The sequence below is a fragment of the Roseburia sp. OM04-10BH genome (genome assembly GCF_003462605.1).
In the GTDB taxonomy this organism is placed as follows: Bacteria; Bacillota; Clostridia; order Lachnospirales; family Lachnospiraceae; genus Roseburia_C; species Roseburia_C amylophila.
The window spans coordinates 237,713-253,445 of sequence record NZ_QTZI01000004.1 but is presented as its reverse complement, the minus strand read 5'-3'; the positions used below and the strand labels follow the sequence as shown (position 1 = coordinate 253,445).

Annotated in this window: 15 protein-coding genes; 2 read left to right on the top strand and 13 right to left on the bottom strand. The window is 35.8% G+C overall.

What is annotated here, in order from left to right; translation table 11 throughout:
• Positions 1-371 precede the first annotated feature (371 nt).
• The 8 genes from DXB43_RS06445 to DXB43_RS06405 all read right to left on the bottom strand — a co-directional run bounded on the left by DXB43_RS06445 (position 372) and on the right by DXB43_RS06405 (position 11,226).
• Positions 372-1,331, bottom strand: a complete 960-nt coding sequence (locus tag DXB43_RS06445; RefSeq protein ID WP_117947105.1) for a hypothetical protein — start codon at positions 1,329-1,331, stop codon at positions 372-374.
• A 347-nt stretch (positions 1,332-1,678) separates the two neighbouring features.
• Entirely contained in the window at positions 1,679-2,713 is a 1,035-nt protein-coding gene (locus DXB43_RS06440) for a ribosomal protein L7/L12 (protein WP_117947104.1), read from the bottom strand.
• Between the two features lie 119 nt (positions 2,714-2,832).
• On the bottom strand, positions 2,833-3,612 hold the full coding sequence (locus DXB43_RS06435) for a hypothetical protein (protein ID WP_117947103.1): 780 nt from the start codon (positions 3,610-3,612) through the stop codon (positions 2,833-2,835).
• A gap of 129 nt (positions 3,613-3,741) precedes the next feature.
• The gene (locus tag DXB43_RS06430; RefSeq protein ID WP_117947102.1) at positions 3,742-4,203 is read right to left on the bottom strand and encodes a hypothetical protein; all 462 of its coding nucleotides are present in this window, start codon (positions 4,201-4,203) and stop codon (positions 3,742-3,744) included.
• Positions 4,204-4,504: 301 nt separating this feature from the next.
• A complete protein-coding gene (locus DXB43_RS06420) occupies positions 4,505-4,936 on the bottom strand; it encodes a hypothetical protein (protein WP_117947100.1) in 432 nt (143 codons plus the stop codon).
• A 54-nt stretch (positions 4,937-4,990) separates the two neighbouring features.
• The gene (locus tag DXB43_RS06415; RefSeq protein ID WP_117947099.1) at positions 4,991-6,436 is read right to left on the bottom strand and encodes an MFS transporter; all 1,446 of its coding nucleotides are present in this window, start codon (positions 6,434-6,436) and stop codon (positions 4,991-4,993) included.
• Between the two features lie 19 nt (positions 6,437-6,455).
• The gene (locus tag DXB43_RS06410; RefSeq protein WP_117947098.1) at positions 6,456-8,873 is read right to left on the bottom strand and encodes a glycoside hydrolase family 3 C-terminal domain-containing protein; all 2,418 of its coding nucleotides are present in this window, start codon (positions 8,871-8,873) and stop codon (positions 6,456-6,458) included.
• Between the two features lie 28 nt (positions 8,874-8,901).
• Positions 8,902-11,226, bottom strand: coding sequence for a hypothetical protein (locus DXB43_RS06405; protein WP_117699252.1), 2,325 nt, complete (start codon positions 11,224-11,226; stop codon positions 8,902-8,904).
• Positions 11,227-11,345: 119 nt separating this feature from the next.
• On the opposite strand from DXB43_RS06405, the gene DXB43_RS06400 reads away from it, so the two are divergent.
• A complete protein-coding gene (locus tag DXB43_RS06400; protein ID WP_117947097.1) occupies positions 11,346-12,104 on the top strand; it encodes a helix-turn-helix domain-containing protein in 759 nt (252 codons plus the stop codon).
• A 115-nt stretch (positions 12,105-12,219) separates the two neighbouring features.
• On the opposite strand, the gene DXB43_RS15420 is transcribed toward DXB43_RS06400, so the two are convergent.
• The 4 genes from DXB43_RS15420 to DXB43_RS15875 form a co-directional block, all read right to left on the bottom strand.
• On the bottom strand, positions 12,220-12,522 hold the full coding sequence (locus tag DXB43_RS15420) for a hypothetical protein (protein WP_243006645.1): 303 nt from the start codon (positions 12,520-12,522) through the stop codon (positions 12,220-12,222).
• Positions 12,523-13,231: 709 nt separating this feature from the next.
• Positions 13,232-13,567 carry a type II toxin-antitoxin system PemK/MazF family toxin gene (locus tag DXB43_RS06385; RefSeq protein ID WP_227700970.1) on the bottom strand — a complete coding sequence of 112 codons (336 nt, stop codon included), beginning with the start codon at positions 13,565-13,567 and terminating at the stop codon, positions 13,232-13,234.
• Positions 13,567-13,884, bottom strand: coding sequence for a type II toxin-antitoxin system RelB/DinJ family antitoxin (locus DXB43_RS06380; RefSeq protein ID WP_117947094.1), 318 nt, complete (start codon positions 13,882-13,884; stop codon positions 13,567-13,569). The genes DXB43_RS06385 and DXB43_RS06380 overlap by 1 nt, the downstream gene beginning before the upstream one ends.
• A gap of 114 nt (positions 13,885-13,998) precedes the next feature.
• Positions 13,999-14,301, bottom strand: a complete 303-nt coding sequence (locus DXB43_RS15875; RefSeq protein WP_442969675.1) for a DUF6353 family protein — start codon at positions 14,299-14,301, stop codon at positions 13,999-14,001.
• 9 nt (positions 14,302-14,310) lie between these two features.
• Between DXB43_RS15875 and DXB43_RS15765 the strand changes: the two genes are divergently transcribed.
• Positions 14,311-14,553, top strand: a complete 243-nt coding sequence (locus DXB43_RS15765; RefSeq protein ID WP_334294237.1) for a tyrosine-type recombinase/integrase — start codon at positions 14,311-14,313, stop codon at positions 14,551-14,553.
• 161 nt (positions 14,554-14,714) lie between these two features.
• Here the strand turns inward: DXB43_RS15765 and DXB43_RS06365 are convergent, their stop codons facing one another.
• Complete coding sequence (locus DXB43_RS06365) at positions 14,715-15,725, bottom strand: GGGtGRT protein (RefSeq protein ID WP_117841112.1); 1,011 nt, start codon at positions 15,723-15,725, stop codon at positions 14,715-14,717.
• Between the last annotated feature and the right edge of the window lie 8 nt (positions 15,726-15,733).

Below are 15,733 nucleotides of genomic sequence, written 5' to 3'. Positions count from 1 at the left end.
CCCTTTATTTTCAAGGCTTGAAAGCGGTTTTCATCAACACATTTTGTCCTATAACTCTAAAAACATCCTCCTTGTTGCATAACCTGCCAGGCATACCATAACTAGCTTCTTACAAGCATTTTGGAACTATAGAAAACACATTTTGCAGGAAAGCAATTTCCTGCAAAATAAAAAAAGCCAGGATAAAATCCTGACTATATTTTCGGGGAGTACCTCCCGAACTCCGAAGAGCCCGAGAGGCATGAGTTATGAAAAATTATATTAGCTTAATAGCTAGTACTTTTATACTATATCTTATAGAAATATGTTTGTCAAGTGTTTCCCTACAATTTTTCTCAGGGCCTTACTTGGGTATATTTCCATTTGAATTTCTACAGTTTTTGATATATTTTTTCTACGTCATAATCCGGCGCCATAGTTGCTGCAATTTCATATATCTTCCTGATATTTTCCGGCTCTTCTTCCAGCATATCAGATGTTTCTTCTACGGAGTTGCCTTTTTGCAGTTTCTTGATTACCTGACGAATTAGTTGCAGTTTTTCGCCCTGCTCCAAGCCTTCTTCCAAACCCTGTTCCAGACCTTGTTTTCGTCCCTGCTGTAATTTATTTTCCAGTTCTTTTTCAATTTCATCTTTCATTAATTCACGCAATGCTTCACACATCTCATTTTGCCTCCTTAACAGACTATATACCTGCTTATTTGCATTTACACTTACTTGAAGTACCGAATCAATATTGCTCCGTTCATTCTTACTTTCCAAATAATGTATCTGTTCCAAAAATAGTTCTGCATCCTGCATCTCTACCTGTGTAGTCAATACCCGCAGGCTGCAATGAGCTTTTCTTTCCAACTGACTTGTTACTACAACTTGTACTGGAAACGGAACTTTTCCTCTTACATAATAAATTCCAGGATACATTTTTTTCAGGATATATCCTTCTTTTTTCAGTTCCTGAAAAAGTGCCTTCGGATAAGCATTCCGAAAAAAGGATACGGTCACCTCAGATGCTGGAATTTTATTGACTGCTATCCCCTGCGCCTTATATAAGCTGGCGTATCCAATTACCTTAAAGAAGGAATCTATCGTCAATTCATCTCCCGGTCCCTTATACTCTAAAATATTGTGTCCCCTCATAATATGACCAATTTCATTTTGTAACGTCCGCTTCCAATCCATCTTTTTAATAATCACAAGATCAATCTGAAGTGGTTTCTTACTCAAATTATACTCCGGAATTAATTCCAGTACATCCAGATCTTGTCGCAGTTCCAGTTCTGTTGCTGCACAAAACGCCGGATGCCATTGTAATTTTTCTGTTTTTCCTGACATTTCTTCTCCTTTCTTTTGTCTTGGAGAGTATACTTTTGCAATGTCACTTAACCGCAACAACCTTTGTCTGAAAGAATTCTCTCCGCTTCATTTAATGTGAAATAAAAGCTTTGAAAATTCCTGTTATCATATCAGGTTATGTGGTGAACCCGGCGAAATGATAGAATACCGGTATACTTCTGACAGGCTATATGCCATTGAAATGTATATAGAAATATCAAGCTTTGATTGCATTATAACATGATGAAATGAAAATGTCAGTAAAAAAAGAAAGCATCTGCCCTCCCTTAATCGGATAAGCAGATGTTTTCCATCTCAATTTCTTTCAACTTCTATTTTTGTATCTGTCACATGCATCTTGCTCCGCACTTGGTACAGAATTTTGCCCCGGGCATAATTTCATTTCCACACTGTGAACAGAACATTTTCTGAGCTTCCTCTACTTTGGCACCGCATTTCGGACAGAATTTTGTGCCGGATGCAAGTTCGGCACCACAATTATTGCAATAACAACCACCTTGTTCCTGTTTATCTCTATACTTCATTTTACTTGTTGCACCAATTGCATCAAGTTCCTGTTTCATTTCTTCTAATACTTCCAAAGAACCTTTTATAAAGAAACCATTTCCAGCTTCAATTTCATCAATACATTCTTTTGCTTCCCTAAGATCTGATCCTGTATATTCTCGAATCAATTTAATCAGCTGAACCTTCTTGTCTCCTGTAGATGTAATAATCAATGCTGCTTCTGTGTCCATTTCTACATACATATCATCTTCATCCACATCTGAATCATTTTCATTCATATCCATTTCATAATCTGCTCCAAGATTATCCAAAACTTTTATTAACTCTTCTACTCTTTCATTTCTGGCTGAAATTTGAAATCCATTATTTTCTGACAAATCATTTAAAAGTTTTAATTCCAAATCTTTTCTATCTAATCCAAGTATCTGATGATATGCTTCGATTACTTTTTCTCCCTGATCTCCTAATGAAAAAATTGCAATAGATGTATTCATTTCTGCATCATCTTCATCTTGCCAATTCTTTTGAATATAAGTAAGTGCACCTGCCTCATCCAATTCCTGTTGCATCTGCTGTAATAATTCTAAAGACTCTAATGTACACACGGTTGACTGTTCATCTAAAATATTGCCATTAATTAAATTGCTTAACTCCGTATAATCTGACTGCAGATATTTTTGAATAATTGATATAATCTGTACCGGGTTAGGACCAACATCTGTAATTACAATTCTATATTCCGGTATCTCCTGCTGTACTCCCTTATTTCCAAACTCCCTTTTTACAAAAATGTGTCTAATGCATAAACCCTTATAATTATTCGCTTTTACCACTTTTATACATTTTCTATTCATTTTTTGCTAATGGGGAGCTTATTTTTTTATAAGTTGTCGTGCGATTTATTAGAATGGAATTTTTGAAAGGCTACTTCACTTGGATGGTGAGGTAGCCTTTTCAATTTGTCCCTGTATTATTAATAACCAATTACTTCTTTTGATATTTCATTAATTACTGATTGAGGTATCATATCAATACTTACTGTATACACTTTGTTCATACGAGGATTATATATACCTAGATTCTTTACGCTCTTAAACTCTTTATGAATTGAGTGCATACCCATGATATAATATACCAACAACTGCAAAGTATATTTTGGCTTTGGTTCATCCTTTGACACTTTAAAATCCCATAATGTATCTTTTGTTAAATAGTCTCCATCACCAGTAGAGATAGTGTCTGTGTATCCGCCTTCAAATGTAAATCCATCTTTTGTTATAGGTCCATATTCTTTCCAAAAAGACAAACTACGATTAATCATTGTTACAATGTTTTCAATTGTATCTTTATCAGGGTTAATTTCTTCTACCGGCTTATACCCTATTACGCCAACTCTAAAACAAACATCGTATCCTACCAATTTGCATGCATTTGTTATGGATTTTTTATCAAGTCCTTTTATATCTGCCAATAGACTTGTAGCATTTTTCATTGACGATTGCTTTTTATTCCCTGTAAATAAATCCAACGCCATAGCACCTTTTAATGATATTGAAAAGGCTTCCTCTTTTTGGGCACCCATCATAAATCGGGTCATATAATCAACTGCAAGACCAACTAAACTTGCATGCATATTCTCATTTTCATTCAATGTAATTCCATCATCAAGTTGGGTTATCATAAGTTCTTTTTTGTTTATGTATCCACCACGGGGTTGTTTTATCATGCTAATTCGTTTGGTTACTGAGTACATTCGTTTGTACCTCCAATATTCTCATTATGCAAATCTTATAATATTTTATCACATGACAAGAGGATTGTGAATGATTTGCTTATATTATGTTCGATTATTTTCGTTCTTTGATGACTGCTTCTATAATGGCTATGTATTTTTGTGGTAAGTTAAATACTTTGTAAAGTTCCTCATCGGTATAGATGTGCCGTCATTTAAAATGCCTTCCATCTCCTGAAGAATCTCTGGAGTAACATCCTCACAGTGATATATTTGCTGAATATAATCTCCTATCTCCCCCCAATTTATATGTTTCTTCTTTTTTTCACATAAAATCAGTCCATAATAGCCCTTACAGCTCCACATAAAATCATTACGGATTCCTGTAAATTCTGCTTTTGCAGCCGAAATGTTTCCCTGATTTAGTAATGTCATGGCATTTTTATAACGGTTATCCAGACCATCTCTTCCACTTCCTCTGGCAACAGCAGCAGTCAGATTGATATTTTCAATTGTTTTCTTCAAATCCTGATGAATATTTTCAATATGTTCATCTGTTTTCTGAAACTCTTTTGATAAATTATGTACCAGGAAAAGATTATCACATGCCATGCATTCATACTTTTCCTCTCTGTATATTATTTTCTCAATGAGGTGATACCTATGTCAGAAAGAATTAATCAACACCTACCCCTAAGTTTTCATTCTGTATATAACTGAATCTATATAGCCACATAGTGTTCCCATGAATCGTTATAATCGTAATCTCACCTGGGCTCCCCATTGCTCCAGGATGAGCAAAAGTCCAAGCAATAATATCATGTTCCGATATTTCATCAATATTCTGCATTGTAAAATAAATAGGTTTATTCGTTCTATTCTGTATCAATTTCTTTTTATTTGCTCCTTACATTCATTTTTCTTTATACTGGTGTTCATCACACACAAGACAACGATGTATTCTGTAGTTATAATAATTTGCGAAATTTAAAGCAAGTTTTTTATCTTCAACAATTAATGCTAAATAATATGCAAATGGAATCAATATTTTCGGCTGTACAGAACTATCATCATACACAATTATCTTCTTTTGAATAGCATTTAAATCTGTGAAATACGCTAAATACAGACTGAACAATTCCCAATATGTTTGATTCCAAATCAAAGCCTTTTCTTCACTCGCTTTTATAATACGTGGAAAAACATAATTTGTAGAAATCATTTTTATAGTTAATCCATAATTATTACAAACAGATTCTATCACCCTATCTATATGATCTGCTGTATATTCAGAAACATTATCACGTACAATACTATTTTCATATATAAAATCATCAATTGTCATTCATATCACTTTTTTCTAAACTCATCAATTATAAGGTCATCACAACTAATTGAATCATTTTTTATTTGTGCTTTTTATTTCCGCTACCAGTTCTTCATACTTACGTTCGTCAATAATATATTTCCGTTTAATCAGTATATAAGCAGCTCCTATAGAAATTACCGGAACAGCTACAATTCCAAGACGCAATATAAATCTTTGTCCGGCATCTGCTGTCTGAATAAATTTATCTGCCTGTACAATTACATTTTCCGAAGTAAGTTCTCCTGTACCAGCTTTTATTTCTAATCCGGATATTTTCTGACTGATTGCATAAATATTGCTTATAATCAGTATTAACGCAACAACCGCCTGATCAACTGCACTTGCCAGCTTTGTTGCAAAAGATCTTACTGCTGAGATAATACTGTCATGTCGTTCATGAAACCGGACTTCATCATACTCTATGGTATTATTTAACATGACAATCATCGTCATATTGAATGCCCCCTGCGAAAAGAAGATTAGAAAACCGATGATATTCAGTAAAACAACACTTTTTGGTACAATGTAGCCTACACTCATAAAAAGTATATACCCAATGACTGTAATGCTGGTAGCTGCAGTTATAATCTGATTTCGTGTGAATTTTGAGGAAAGCCACGCAAAAGATGCCTCTGATATCAGCGTTCCTAATCCATACATAATTGTAAACCAAAATACAAGACTGCCACCTACAGAATATCCAAATTCAAAATAAAAGAAATTCATTCCAATCATAATTAGAAGACCATTTCCGATTTGGAATAATAAACATGCAATTCCAATCACTATCAACTGATCATTTCTCAGGAATATATGAAACATATCTTTTAATGACAGTGTTCTCTTCTTTTCCGGTCGTTTTCTCTCTTTTACTCCAAACACTGTAAGTAGCTGGAAACCAATAAAACAAAAAGCAATCACAATCGCAGCCGTCCGATATGCCATAATCGCATTTCCAGCTACCATATCAGGGAGCAGACCTGCAACAGAAAACTGTCCGATACAGATAAAAATTCCCTGTACGGTTACCAGCCAGTTCCGTTCTCCCGGATCTGATGTAAGACTCGGCAGCATTCCCCAATAGGCAATATCATTCATTGTGTAAGTCATTCCCCATAAAAGATATCCCACTCCAAAAAATGCAACAAATCCCCATCCTTCCGGCCTTACTGTAAACAAGCAGATAATTATCAGGCTGTTTAAAATTACTCCTATAAAAATCCAAGGTTTAAATTTTCCGGCTTTCAAATGCGAATTTTCAATAATAATTCCCATCATTGGATCATTAATGGCATCCCACAGCAGACACACTACCATAATTGCTGATATTACTGCATATTGGGCAACTGTCAGTTTCATCGTATATTGAATATATGTAAGAAGAAACATAGAGACAAGTGCATACGCCATATCTCTTCCGGTTGCTCCTATACAATAGCTCCATTTTGTGCGTTTATCCAATTTATTGTTTTCCATATACGACTTCCCCCTCTCTCTATTTCTTCAGCAGTCTTTTTAAAGCCTGCAGATATTTTTTATTTGCATTGTAAACTAACATATCGATTAACTTCGGAGTTGCAATTCCACCACTGGTTGCAATCAGTCCTTCCAGATTTCCTTCTTCGACTCCCATTTTTACCATTTTAAAGGCCGGGTCCCGCTCTGATTTTCCCCGAAGTATAATCTTAAGTCCAATATGTACGACTCCACGAACAATTTTTCCAAACATTGAGACATTTACCACATCCTGATAGGAATCGTAAACCGTATACTCTCCACGCTTTTTTTCTTTGTCATGTTTCGGTTCACCGCCTAATAGCTGATAAAATTGTTCTGCACTGATTTCCATTCCATGTGGCTGCTCTCTAAAATAATCCGGAAACAGTTCTCTTTCATTTCTAAAATAACTATTTCCTACTACTTCCATATTCGCCTTTAATTGCAAATCATGTACCGATGCTCCGATACAGATCTGATATTTGCCGCTTAACATGGAAAAGGCTTTTTTCTCTACATCATAGACAGAAAAACTTCTTTCATCCAGCTCTAGTATAACTTCTTTTTCTTCACCCGGATGCAGATATATTTTTTGAAATCCCTTTAGTTCTATATGGCTTCTGATAACATCTGATTCAATCGGGCAGATATATAACTGTGCTATTTCTGCTCCACTCACTTTTCCGATATTTTTAATTTTAAAACGAATTTGTATCTTTCCACCACTATATACTTCTGGTACATTCAATTCCGAATAGGAAAAAGAAGTATAGGAAAGTCCATAACCAAACGGATATTTTACCGGAACATGGAATGTCTCATAGTAACGATAACCTACAAAAATGCTTTCCCTGTATTCTACATCATCATTCGGAGGTGCAAAATATCTCCATGCCGGAGTATCTTTTTCTGAAAACGGAATTGTCTCTGCCAATTTACCGGATGGATTCACCTCACCACTGATTAAGTCAGCAACAGATTCCCCTACAGCCTGTCCTCCGAGGTACATGTGAAGAATTGCTCCTACATTCTTTTCAAAACTAAAATCCATAGGCGCACCACCGAAACTAATTGCTGCAATATGATTTTTTCCGACAGTTTCTGCAATTTCAGCCAACAGCTCTTCCTGATTTTGAGGGATTTTAAGATTTTTCCTGTCGTATCCTTCTCCTTCGTAAGATTCTGTAAGACCGATAAAATATAGAATCACACAATCTTTTTTTCTATATTCCTGTTTCAGTTTTTCTATCGTATCCTGTAGTTGCTTTTCTCCTAATTCCTCCGTTTCATTCTGATATCCCTGTATATAAGTTACCTGATATCCTTTTTCACGTATTGCTTCAATCGCATTTGTCATCTTCGTCGGCTGGATATGACTGCTCCCACCTCCCTGAAACCGCATCTGCCTGGCAAGCTCTCCAATAATGATTACCTTCTTCTCTTTTCCAATTGGCAAAACACTATTATTTTTCAAAAGTACTGCACTTTCATTTTCCAGTTTACGTGCCACCTGATTCTGTTCTTCCATATCTACCTCATAATTTTCTTCTATATTTTTATGAAGTGATACAAAATTCTGCAGAACATTCTTAGTCCAGTTATCCAGTTCCTGATCCGTAATCCAGCCATCCTTATACGCTTCTTTTAACACATCTGTGTGGAAGCCTTTCGGATCTGGCATTTCCAGTGTCAGACCATTTTTCATACAGCTTACAATATCATTTGCTGCTCCCCAATCCGACACCACACCACCTTGATATTTCCATTCTTTTCTCAGAACATCTGTCAGTAAGTATTTATTTCTTGCTCCAAATTCGCCATTAATCCTGTTGTATGAAGCCATTACAGAAGTCGGTTTTGCTTTTTTCACAACTTCTTCAAAAGCCGACAGATATATTTCCCTAAGAGTTCTTTCATCAATCTGGCTATTGGATGTCATTCGTCTTGTTTCCTGTGAATTAACAGCATAATGCTTTAAACTCGTACCTATTCCAAGGCTCTGTACACCTTCGATATATCCCGTTGCCAGCTTTCCTGTCAAATACGGATCTTCACTGAAATATTCAAAATTTCTTCCGCATAAAGGAGAACGCTTGATATTGATTCCGCAGCCTAGCACAATGGATATCTGCTCTTTTTTTGCTTCTTTCGCAATCGCTTCACCCATCTTTTTAACAATAGCAGGATTCCAACTGCAGGCTATTGCACTTGCAGTTGGAAAACAGGTTGCTGGCTTACTGGTTTCAATATCCCCAATCTTTTCCTGTTCCAGTTTTCGAATCCCATGTGGTCCGTCTGTCATCATAATAGAGGGGATTTTCCCATTACAGTCATAAGTATGCCAGTCACCAACACCGCCTAAAAGCCGGATTTTTTCATCTATTGTTAACTGTTCGCATATTTTATCAATGTTCATGGCTTATCCCCTCTTTCAAAGTCCATATCTAATGCCAATATTCTGTCGAAGTTGTTATCCATTGTGATTCATCTCTGCTTGGATATGTATCTGAGTATTTTTCTGCACGTTCTATCATTCTGATATACGCTTCAGCAGAATTAAATGTTGCATTAATATCCACAATATTGCTATTGGTTGACATCTTTTTCCAGAAATCTGGTACTAAACCATAATGTGCAACACCACGATCACCGTTAACATCAAATGTGACATTTCCTGTAGTTTGTTTATTAACCTTTGCTGTTACTCCATCCGCATAAATTCCCGGATATAAATCTGTAAAAGTGTCATAATCAACTGTATCGAAACTTTCTTGTACTTTATCAAAGTTCGGTAACATGCATGCACCATTAACATCGCTTCCATACGGTATTCCAAGAATCATGTCATCTGACTCATCATCGTTCATGTTATACCATGTAGTCGGCACTTCGTATGGTCCGTCATATTTAAAGTAATTTTGATTATCCAATATTCCTGTAGTCGGTGTTTCTGAATTATTACTCAGTTCTATCATATATTCCAGATAATCCGTTGCACATCTCTGATGTCCTGTTGTTGTTTCCCACATCATAGGTGATATAATTCCACCAAGCTGATATATTTTTATCATACGTGGAATATCCAATTGTTCCCATGCCTCATCTTCTGGATTAAACATATCCAAAATTCTTGTATGAGAACATATAATTCCCGGATATTTTTCTTCCCATAAGATATCCAAGGTATCATTTAAGGACTTGTCACTCATGTGATCAAGTTCTATAATCATGTGTCTGTTTATCATCTGATGAATCATCCATTTTCCAGTCTCTGTAAGTCCCTCAACATTGGCATGTCCCTGTGCATCTTCTGGAAGATCTGCTTTCGGCTGTTTGTAGAATACTCTTGGATTGGTGCTTACCTCTGGTTGATAAAAATCTGATGTTTTCAGGTAATTCATAATACTGAATATTTCCCCCTGATATAACTGACATCCACCGAAACCGTTATTCAATGCATGTATCATATAAAAACTTCTTATTCCCAGATCATATACTTCATCCAATTGCTTTTCTATATTTTCCAGACCTGTGTTCATTTCTTCTTCTGTGATTTCTCCAGCATTATATTTTCCAACAAAATCCGTATCTGCACCAAAAATTGTGTCTACTTCAATTCCTAAGAATACAGCCATTTTGCCCTGACTGATCACATCTCTTGCCTGTTCGGATGATGTTACAATTCTAAACCATCCTTCATTCGGTCCACCACACTGTGCATCTATATAATCCTGCATTTTATATACATACTCTATTTCCTGTCGGATTGCGTCCATATCATTTGTTACGCCATTTTTATAAGGCGGAAGTACATTGGTAACTTTTCCTAATATTTCATTATTTACGCACTGATGTACCAGCACTCTTTGCCCCGCCAGATAGGAACGCTCCAGCCATTTATAGTATGTCTGTTCGTGGTTTGTAGAATAACTTGTAGGCCAGTAACTAAAATTTGGATATCCCGATGTATTATGTGTCGTTGCACCATCTACTGCTTTTCCCCAAATATCATACGCTCCATTTACTCCATGCAGATCCGTACAATCATTGAGTGCATCTGCAATTCCCAGGGGACTAAATGCATCTCCATTAAATACAACTTCTCCTGATCCTTTGTTATGACACAAATGTGCATGAGTATCTGCTGTTCCGATAATGTTTTCACCACTTGACGGTCTCGCCATCACGTTCGATGTCGTTATTGGATTCCCATCCCCGTCATAAAAATCAATATTTATATCGGCTTCCGGAAACGGATTATTTCCTTCTGTAAGTTCCAGTTCAAACCGGCATGTATCATCCACATTGTCTTTCCAAACCAGTGAAGTTCCCTTAATTCCAACATATTTCTTTTTAACATAAGAATAAAAAGAAAAGGAATTATCTTCATACTGCTCTACTTTAAATCGCGTCTTATCTGACAATGTCTTATTTCGGACAATTGCATTAAAAGTGTTATATGTGAGATACTTGCTATCCTGATCAAAAAGAATATATTCTCCCAAGTCAGATGCTTTAAAGTAGAATGTCATTCCACTATCGGCTGTATCTGCCTGAGCTTCATATCCTGCTTTATTTCCAAGCAAGTATTTCCCATTACTGATAGACTTGATTTTAAAATAATGATTGGCCAGTGAATAAATACTTTGTTCCGAAGAACTTTCTGTCTCTGCTGTTGCTGCATAACAATTACTTGGATATGCAAAACCACCAACAGAAGTTCCAACTAACAGCATTGCCAGTAAAAAAATTACTTCTTTTCGTTTCATAGCATCTATCTCCTCTCTCTTAATCTCTTAATTGCATTTTATCTATTTCCGGCATATAATTATATTGATTTATCGTGTTTTATGTCAATTTATCGTGTTTTTGACAGGAGGAATTACCTATGTATAAAATGAAGTCAGACATCAATTTTTCACTCACACATGAAATGTTGGAAAATGCAGAAAATGAACGGATACATACATCTTATGCACAGGAAAAAGCAATTCTCGAATGTGTTTCAAACGGAGATATTCACGCATTGGAGAATACCTATTATTCTCTCCCAACAACTGTTTACGGAAAGATGACCTCTTCCAATTCCAAATTAAAATTACTTTTTTATGCAAGTATTGCTAATACAACTTTAGTTACCAGATATGCCATCGAAGGAGGACTTAATGAGGAAACTGCTTTTTCCTTAAGTGATGTATATATACGAAAAATGGAACAATGTACCGATGTTGACGCTTTAATGAAATTAAATGAACAGATGGCTATTGAATTTACGCTTCGTGTTGCTGAAGCAAAAAAGACTCCAAAAAGCTACTATTCACCAGCTATTTCTCGCGTCATTGATTATATCTATCATGGTAAAAATAAAACCTTAACCTTAAATCAACTGGCATCTTTAGTTAATTTAACACCTAAATATCTGTCTGCCCTGTTCCATAAAGAAACCGGACAGACGCTTACTGTTTTTATCCATAAAGTTCTTATTGAAAAGGCACAGAATTTACTGGCACATTCCGACTATAGTCTGGGTGAAATCAGTACTTACTTGAATTTTTCATCTCAAAGTTATTTTATTTCTATTTTTAAGAGATACACTGGTATAACTCCCGGACAATATCGTAAAATGCATCGCCAGATTAGTTGGTAAAATAGAAAATAACATAAGAATATCGATGATTAAACGTTACTATCGCCAGAACTTTTCTCGTCTTGAAGATAAAAGAAAGCTACCAGTTTTTCCTCTGATAGCTTTCCATTCATTCTTATTCTGTTGGGAACATCGCTGCTTCCAGCTTATTCATCTCTGTATCCGAAAGACCATATTTTCCTGAATTATCTTTTTCCACGGATACTTTTACAGTAACAGTTTTTCCATAACTGTTCTTTTCAAGACTCTTCTGGACACTTTCTGTTAATACGGCTGCAAAGACTTCCGGATCATTTCCATCCAATCCCTGCTTTATTTTTTCATTGCTTACCCCTGTAGAGCTTTGTTGCAATGTCTGAAATACATTGGATGGTTCAACTTGTACACTTACTGTATAAACTCCATCCTCTTCTTTCACATCCTGTACTTTGTATTTTGCCAGTTTCTTTACTTCTGTCAGTTTTTCCGTATAATCAGCAATTCCTTTATCCGTAATGTTATCGGAATCATCAAATTGCTATTGGATGCTCTCATTAAAATCCTCTTCGATTTCTTTGCATCTTTTTCCGAGAGTTCTAACAGATTCGCATAGTCCTTATATTCTCCATGATAGTATGCATCAAGAGAACTTTGGACGTAAGATTTGGCATCGAAGTCTGGTTGTTTAGAGCACGCACTAATCCCAATACTTAACATTATCGTTCCCAAAATCATTAGATACTTTTGTAAGTTTTTCATCCTGTTATCCTCATACTTTTACTTCACAAAAAAATCCACAAATTTTCCGGCCTTTGATGGCAGTTTAAATTTATATTCTTGTCCTTCATACTTGAAAGAAAACTTTCCACCAAATAATCCGGCTTTTCCTTGGATATTTTTCATATTTGGAATATAAATTTTTGCCCATCGTTCATCATACGAATTATCAATGTTAGCATGATGAATATATAATATATTTTCATTTATACTTAGCAATGCTAAACCTCTGATACTTCATATTGTCTCTTCTAATTTTCCAAGTAAATCATTCATTCATTGGCTTATTACAACAACTGTTCCAACTAATTCCTCTACTTCATTTTTAAACAGGATAAAAGTCGAATTTTAAGAAATGGCACTATATAACTCTATATAGCACCATTATCTCTTAAAAATTTCTTATACATCTCTTCAATTTTCTTCAAATCTTCATGGTGCAAATCACCTATTTTAAAAATAAAACTGTCTTTTGTAAGAAGTGTTACTTTTGATACTCTTGCAGTAGAAGCCAATCTTAAACCAGCTTCCTCCCAATAAATAATTGGTGTATCATAAGGATCTTCTTTCCTTGCTTTGTGTTTGGTGATTTTAACTGATAATACACCAAGAATATTTTCATCAAGTACAACAACAGGTCTATTTATTGATTTGCTTTCATCTTCCTCTAAAGGAAATTCCACAAACCACACTTCACCTTTGTTCACTATTTAACACCTTTCTCCTTTTTCATTTGTTCAAACATATCATTCCATTCAGATTCATCATTCCATTCGTCAGCAGATGATATGACAGCTTTGCCTTCTTTATTATAATTTGTGTTCTGCATTGCTAACTTATATGCTTGTAATCCATAAATTCCAGTATTCATATCAGGCTTAAATGGTAATGCTTGCTCCCTTACTGCCTGTTTCGCAGCCATAGTAAAGAAAGTAGTCATATCAAGTCCAAGACTGGACATAAGTTCTTGCAATTGAGCCTTTAACGTTTCATCAATTCTCATTGTTACATTTGTATTTGCCATATATATCACTCCTTTCTTAATATTATTATATTCTCCATTTTTGCCTTTGTCAATACAATGTATTAACATTGCACATGAAAATTAAAATTACTTGGCATTTTTAATCGAACATTTTCAGTTCTGGCATATATTTCTGTATTCAGCCTGCATTACGTCTACTATTGTGGATTCGAAGAATCTGTCTGAATATGGCTCATAAAATAATGTCTTCGGTATTGATTCGTTGATATAGGTGTTGCATTCACCAAACATATATGAACCGTATATATACCGTTCTTCCGCTTTTTTAACATTTAAAGCATCCATAATCTTTTCATGAGCTTCTTTACCATACAGTTCTTTAAGCTTTCTCTGATAATCTTTATAAGACTGGTCAACTAAAGCGTATATCTCTTGAATGATGTCGGAATAACACACTCTTCATCCATGACTATGACATACGATAAATACAGTTACAGTTTCACCAAGGTAATTGAGTCGCTCGGATTAAATAAGGAGCATCGACCACATAATCCACGAAAAACGTTTATAACCAGATGTAGGAAGGCGGATGTTGATATAAATGCTCTGAAGCAAATGGTCGGTCACTCGATTAAGGATATAACGGAATCGGTCTATACGGTTCGTGATGTAGAATGGCTAAAAAAAGACCTGGAAAAAATGCAATAAAAGGGAGCTCTCTTAATCAAAAGAAAAGCTCCCTAATAAATTACCATCTGGTTGTCAAACGTGGTTGTCAAATAAGTGTCAAACAGTTGTCAAACGACACGATTTCAACTACTTTTTACCACATCTTAATACTCTTAAAAGTGTTGATTTTACGCACTTTCTTAGAATTTACCAGCTTTTGCTGCTTCCTCAACAGAAACGGCAACTGCTACTGTAGCACCAACCATTGGGTTATTACCCATTCCGATTAAGCCCATCATCTCAACGTGAGCCGGTACGGAAGAAGAACCTGCAAACTGTGCATCAGAATGCATACGTCCCATAGTATCTGTCATACCATAAGAAGCAGGACCTGCAGCCATGTTATCTGGGTGAAGGGTACGTCCTGTACCACCGCCGGATGCTACAGAGAAGTATTTCTTACCCTGCTCGATACATTCTTTCTTGTATGTACCTGCAACCGGATGCTGGAAACGTGTTGGGTTGGTAGAGTTACCGGTAATGGAAACACCTACGTTCTCATGATGCATGATTGCAACACCTTCCTGAACATCATCAGCACCGTAACATTTTACAGTTGCACGAAGTCCGTTAGAATATGCTTTTTCATATACAACGTTAAGTTTAGCTGCTTTGTAATCATACTGTGTCTCAACAAATGTAAATCCGTTGATACGTGAAATAATCTGTGCAGCATCTTTTCCAAGTCCGTTTAAGATAACACGAAGTGGTTTCTGACGTACTTTGTTTGCTTTCTCAGCGATTCCGATTGCACCTTCAGCAGCTGCAAAGGACTCGTGTCCAGCTAAGAAACAGAAGCACTCTGTCTCTTCCTCTAATAACATTTTTCCAAGGTTACCATGTCCAAGACCTACTTTTCTGTGGTCAGCAACAGAACCTGGAATACAAAATGCCTGAAGACCTTCACCGATTGCTGCAGCAGCATCAGCAGCTCTTTTGCATCCTTTTTTGATTGCGATTGCTGCACCTATAGTGTAAGCCCAGCAAGCGTTCTCGAAACAGATAGGCTGGATTTTCTTTACCTGATCATATACATCAAGTCCAGCATCTTTTGTAATTTTTTCAGCTTCTTCAATAGAGCTGATACCATAGCTGTTTAATACAGCGTTAATCTGGTCAATTCTTCTTTCATATCCTTCAAATAATGCCATTATCTTCG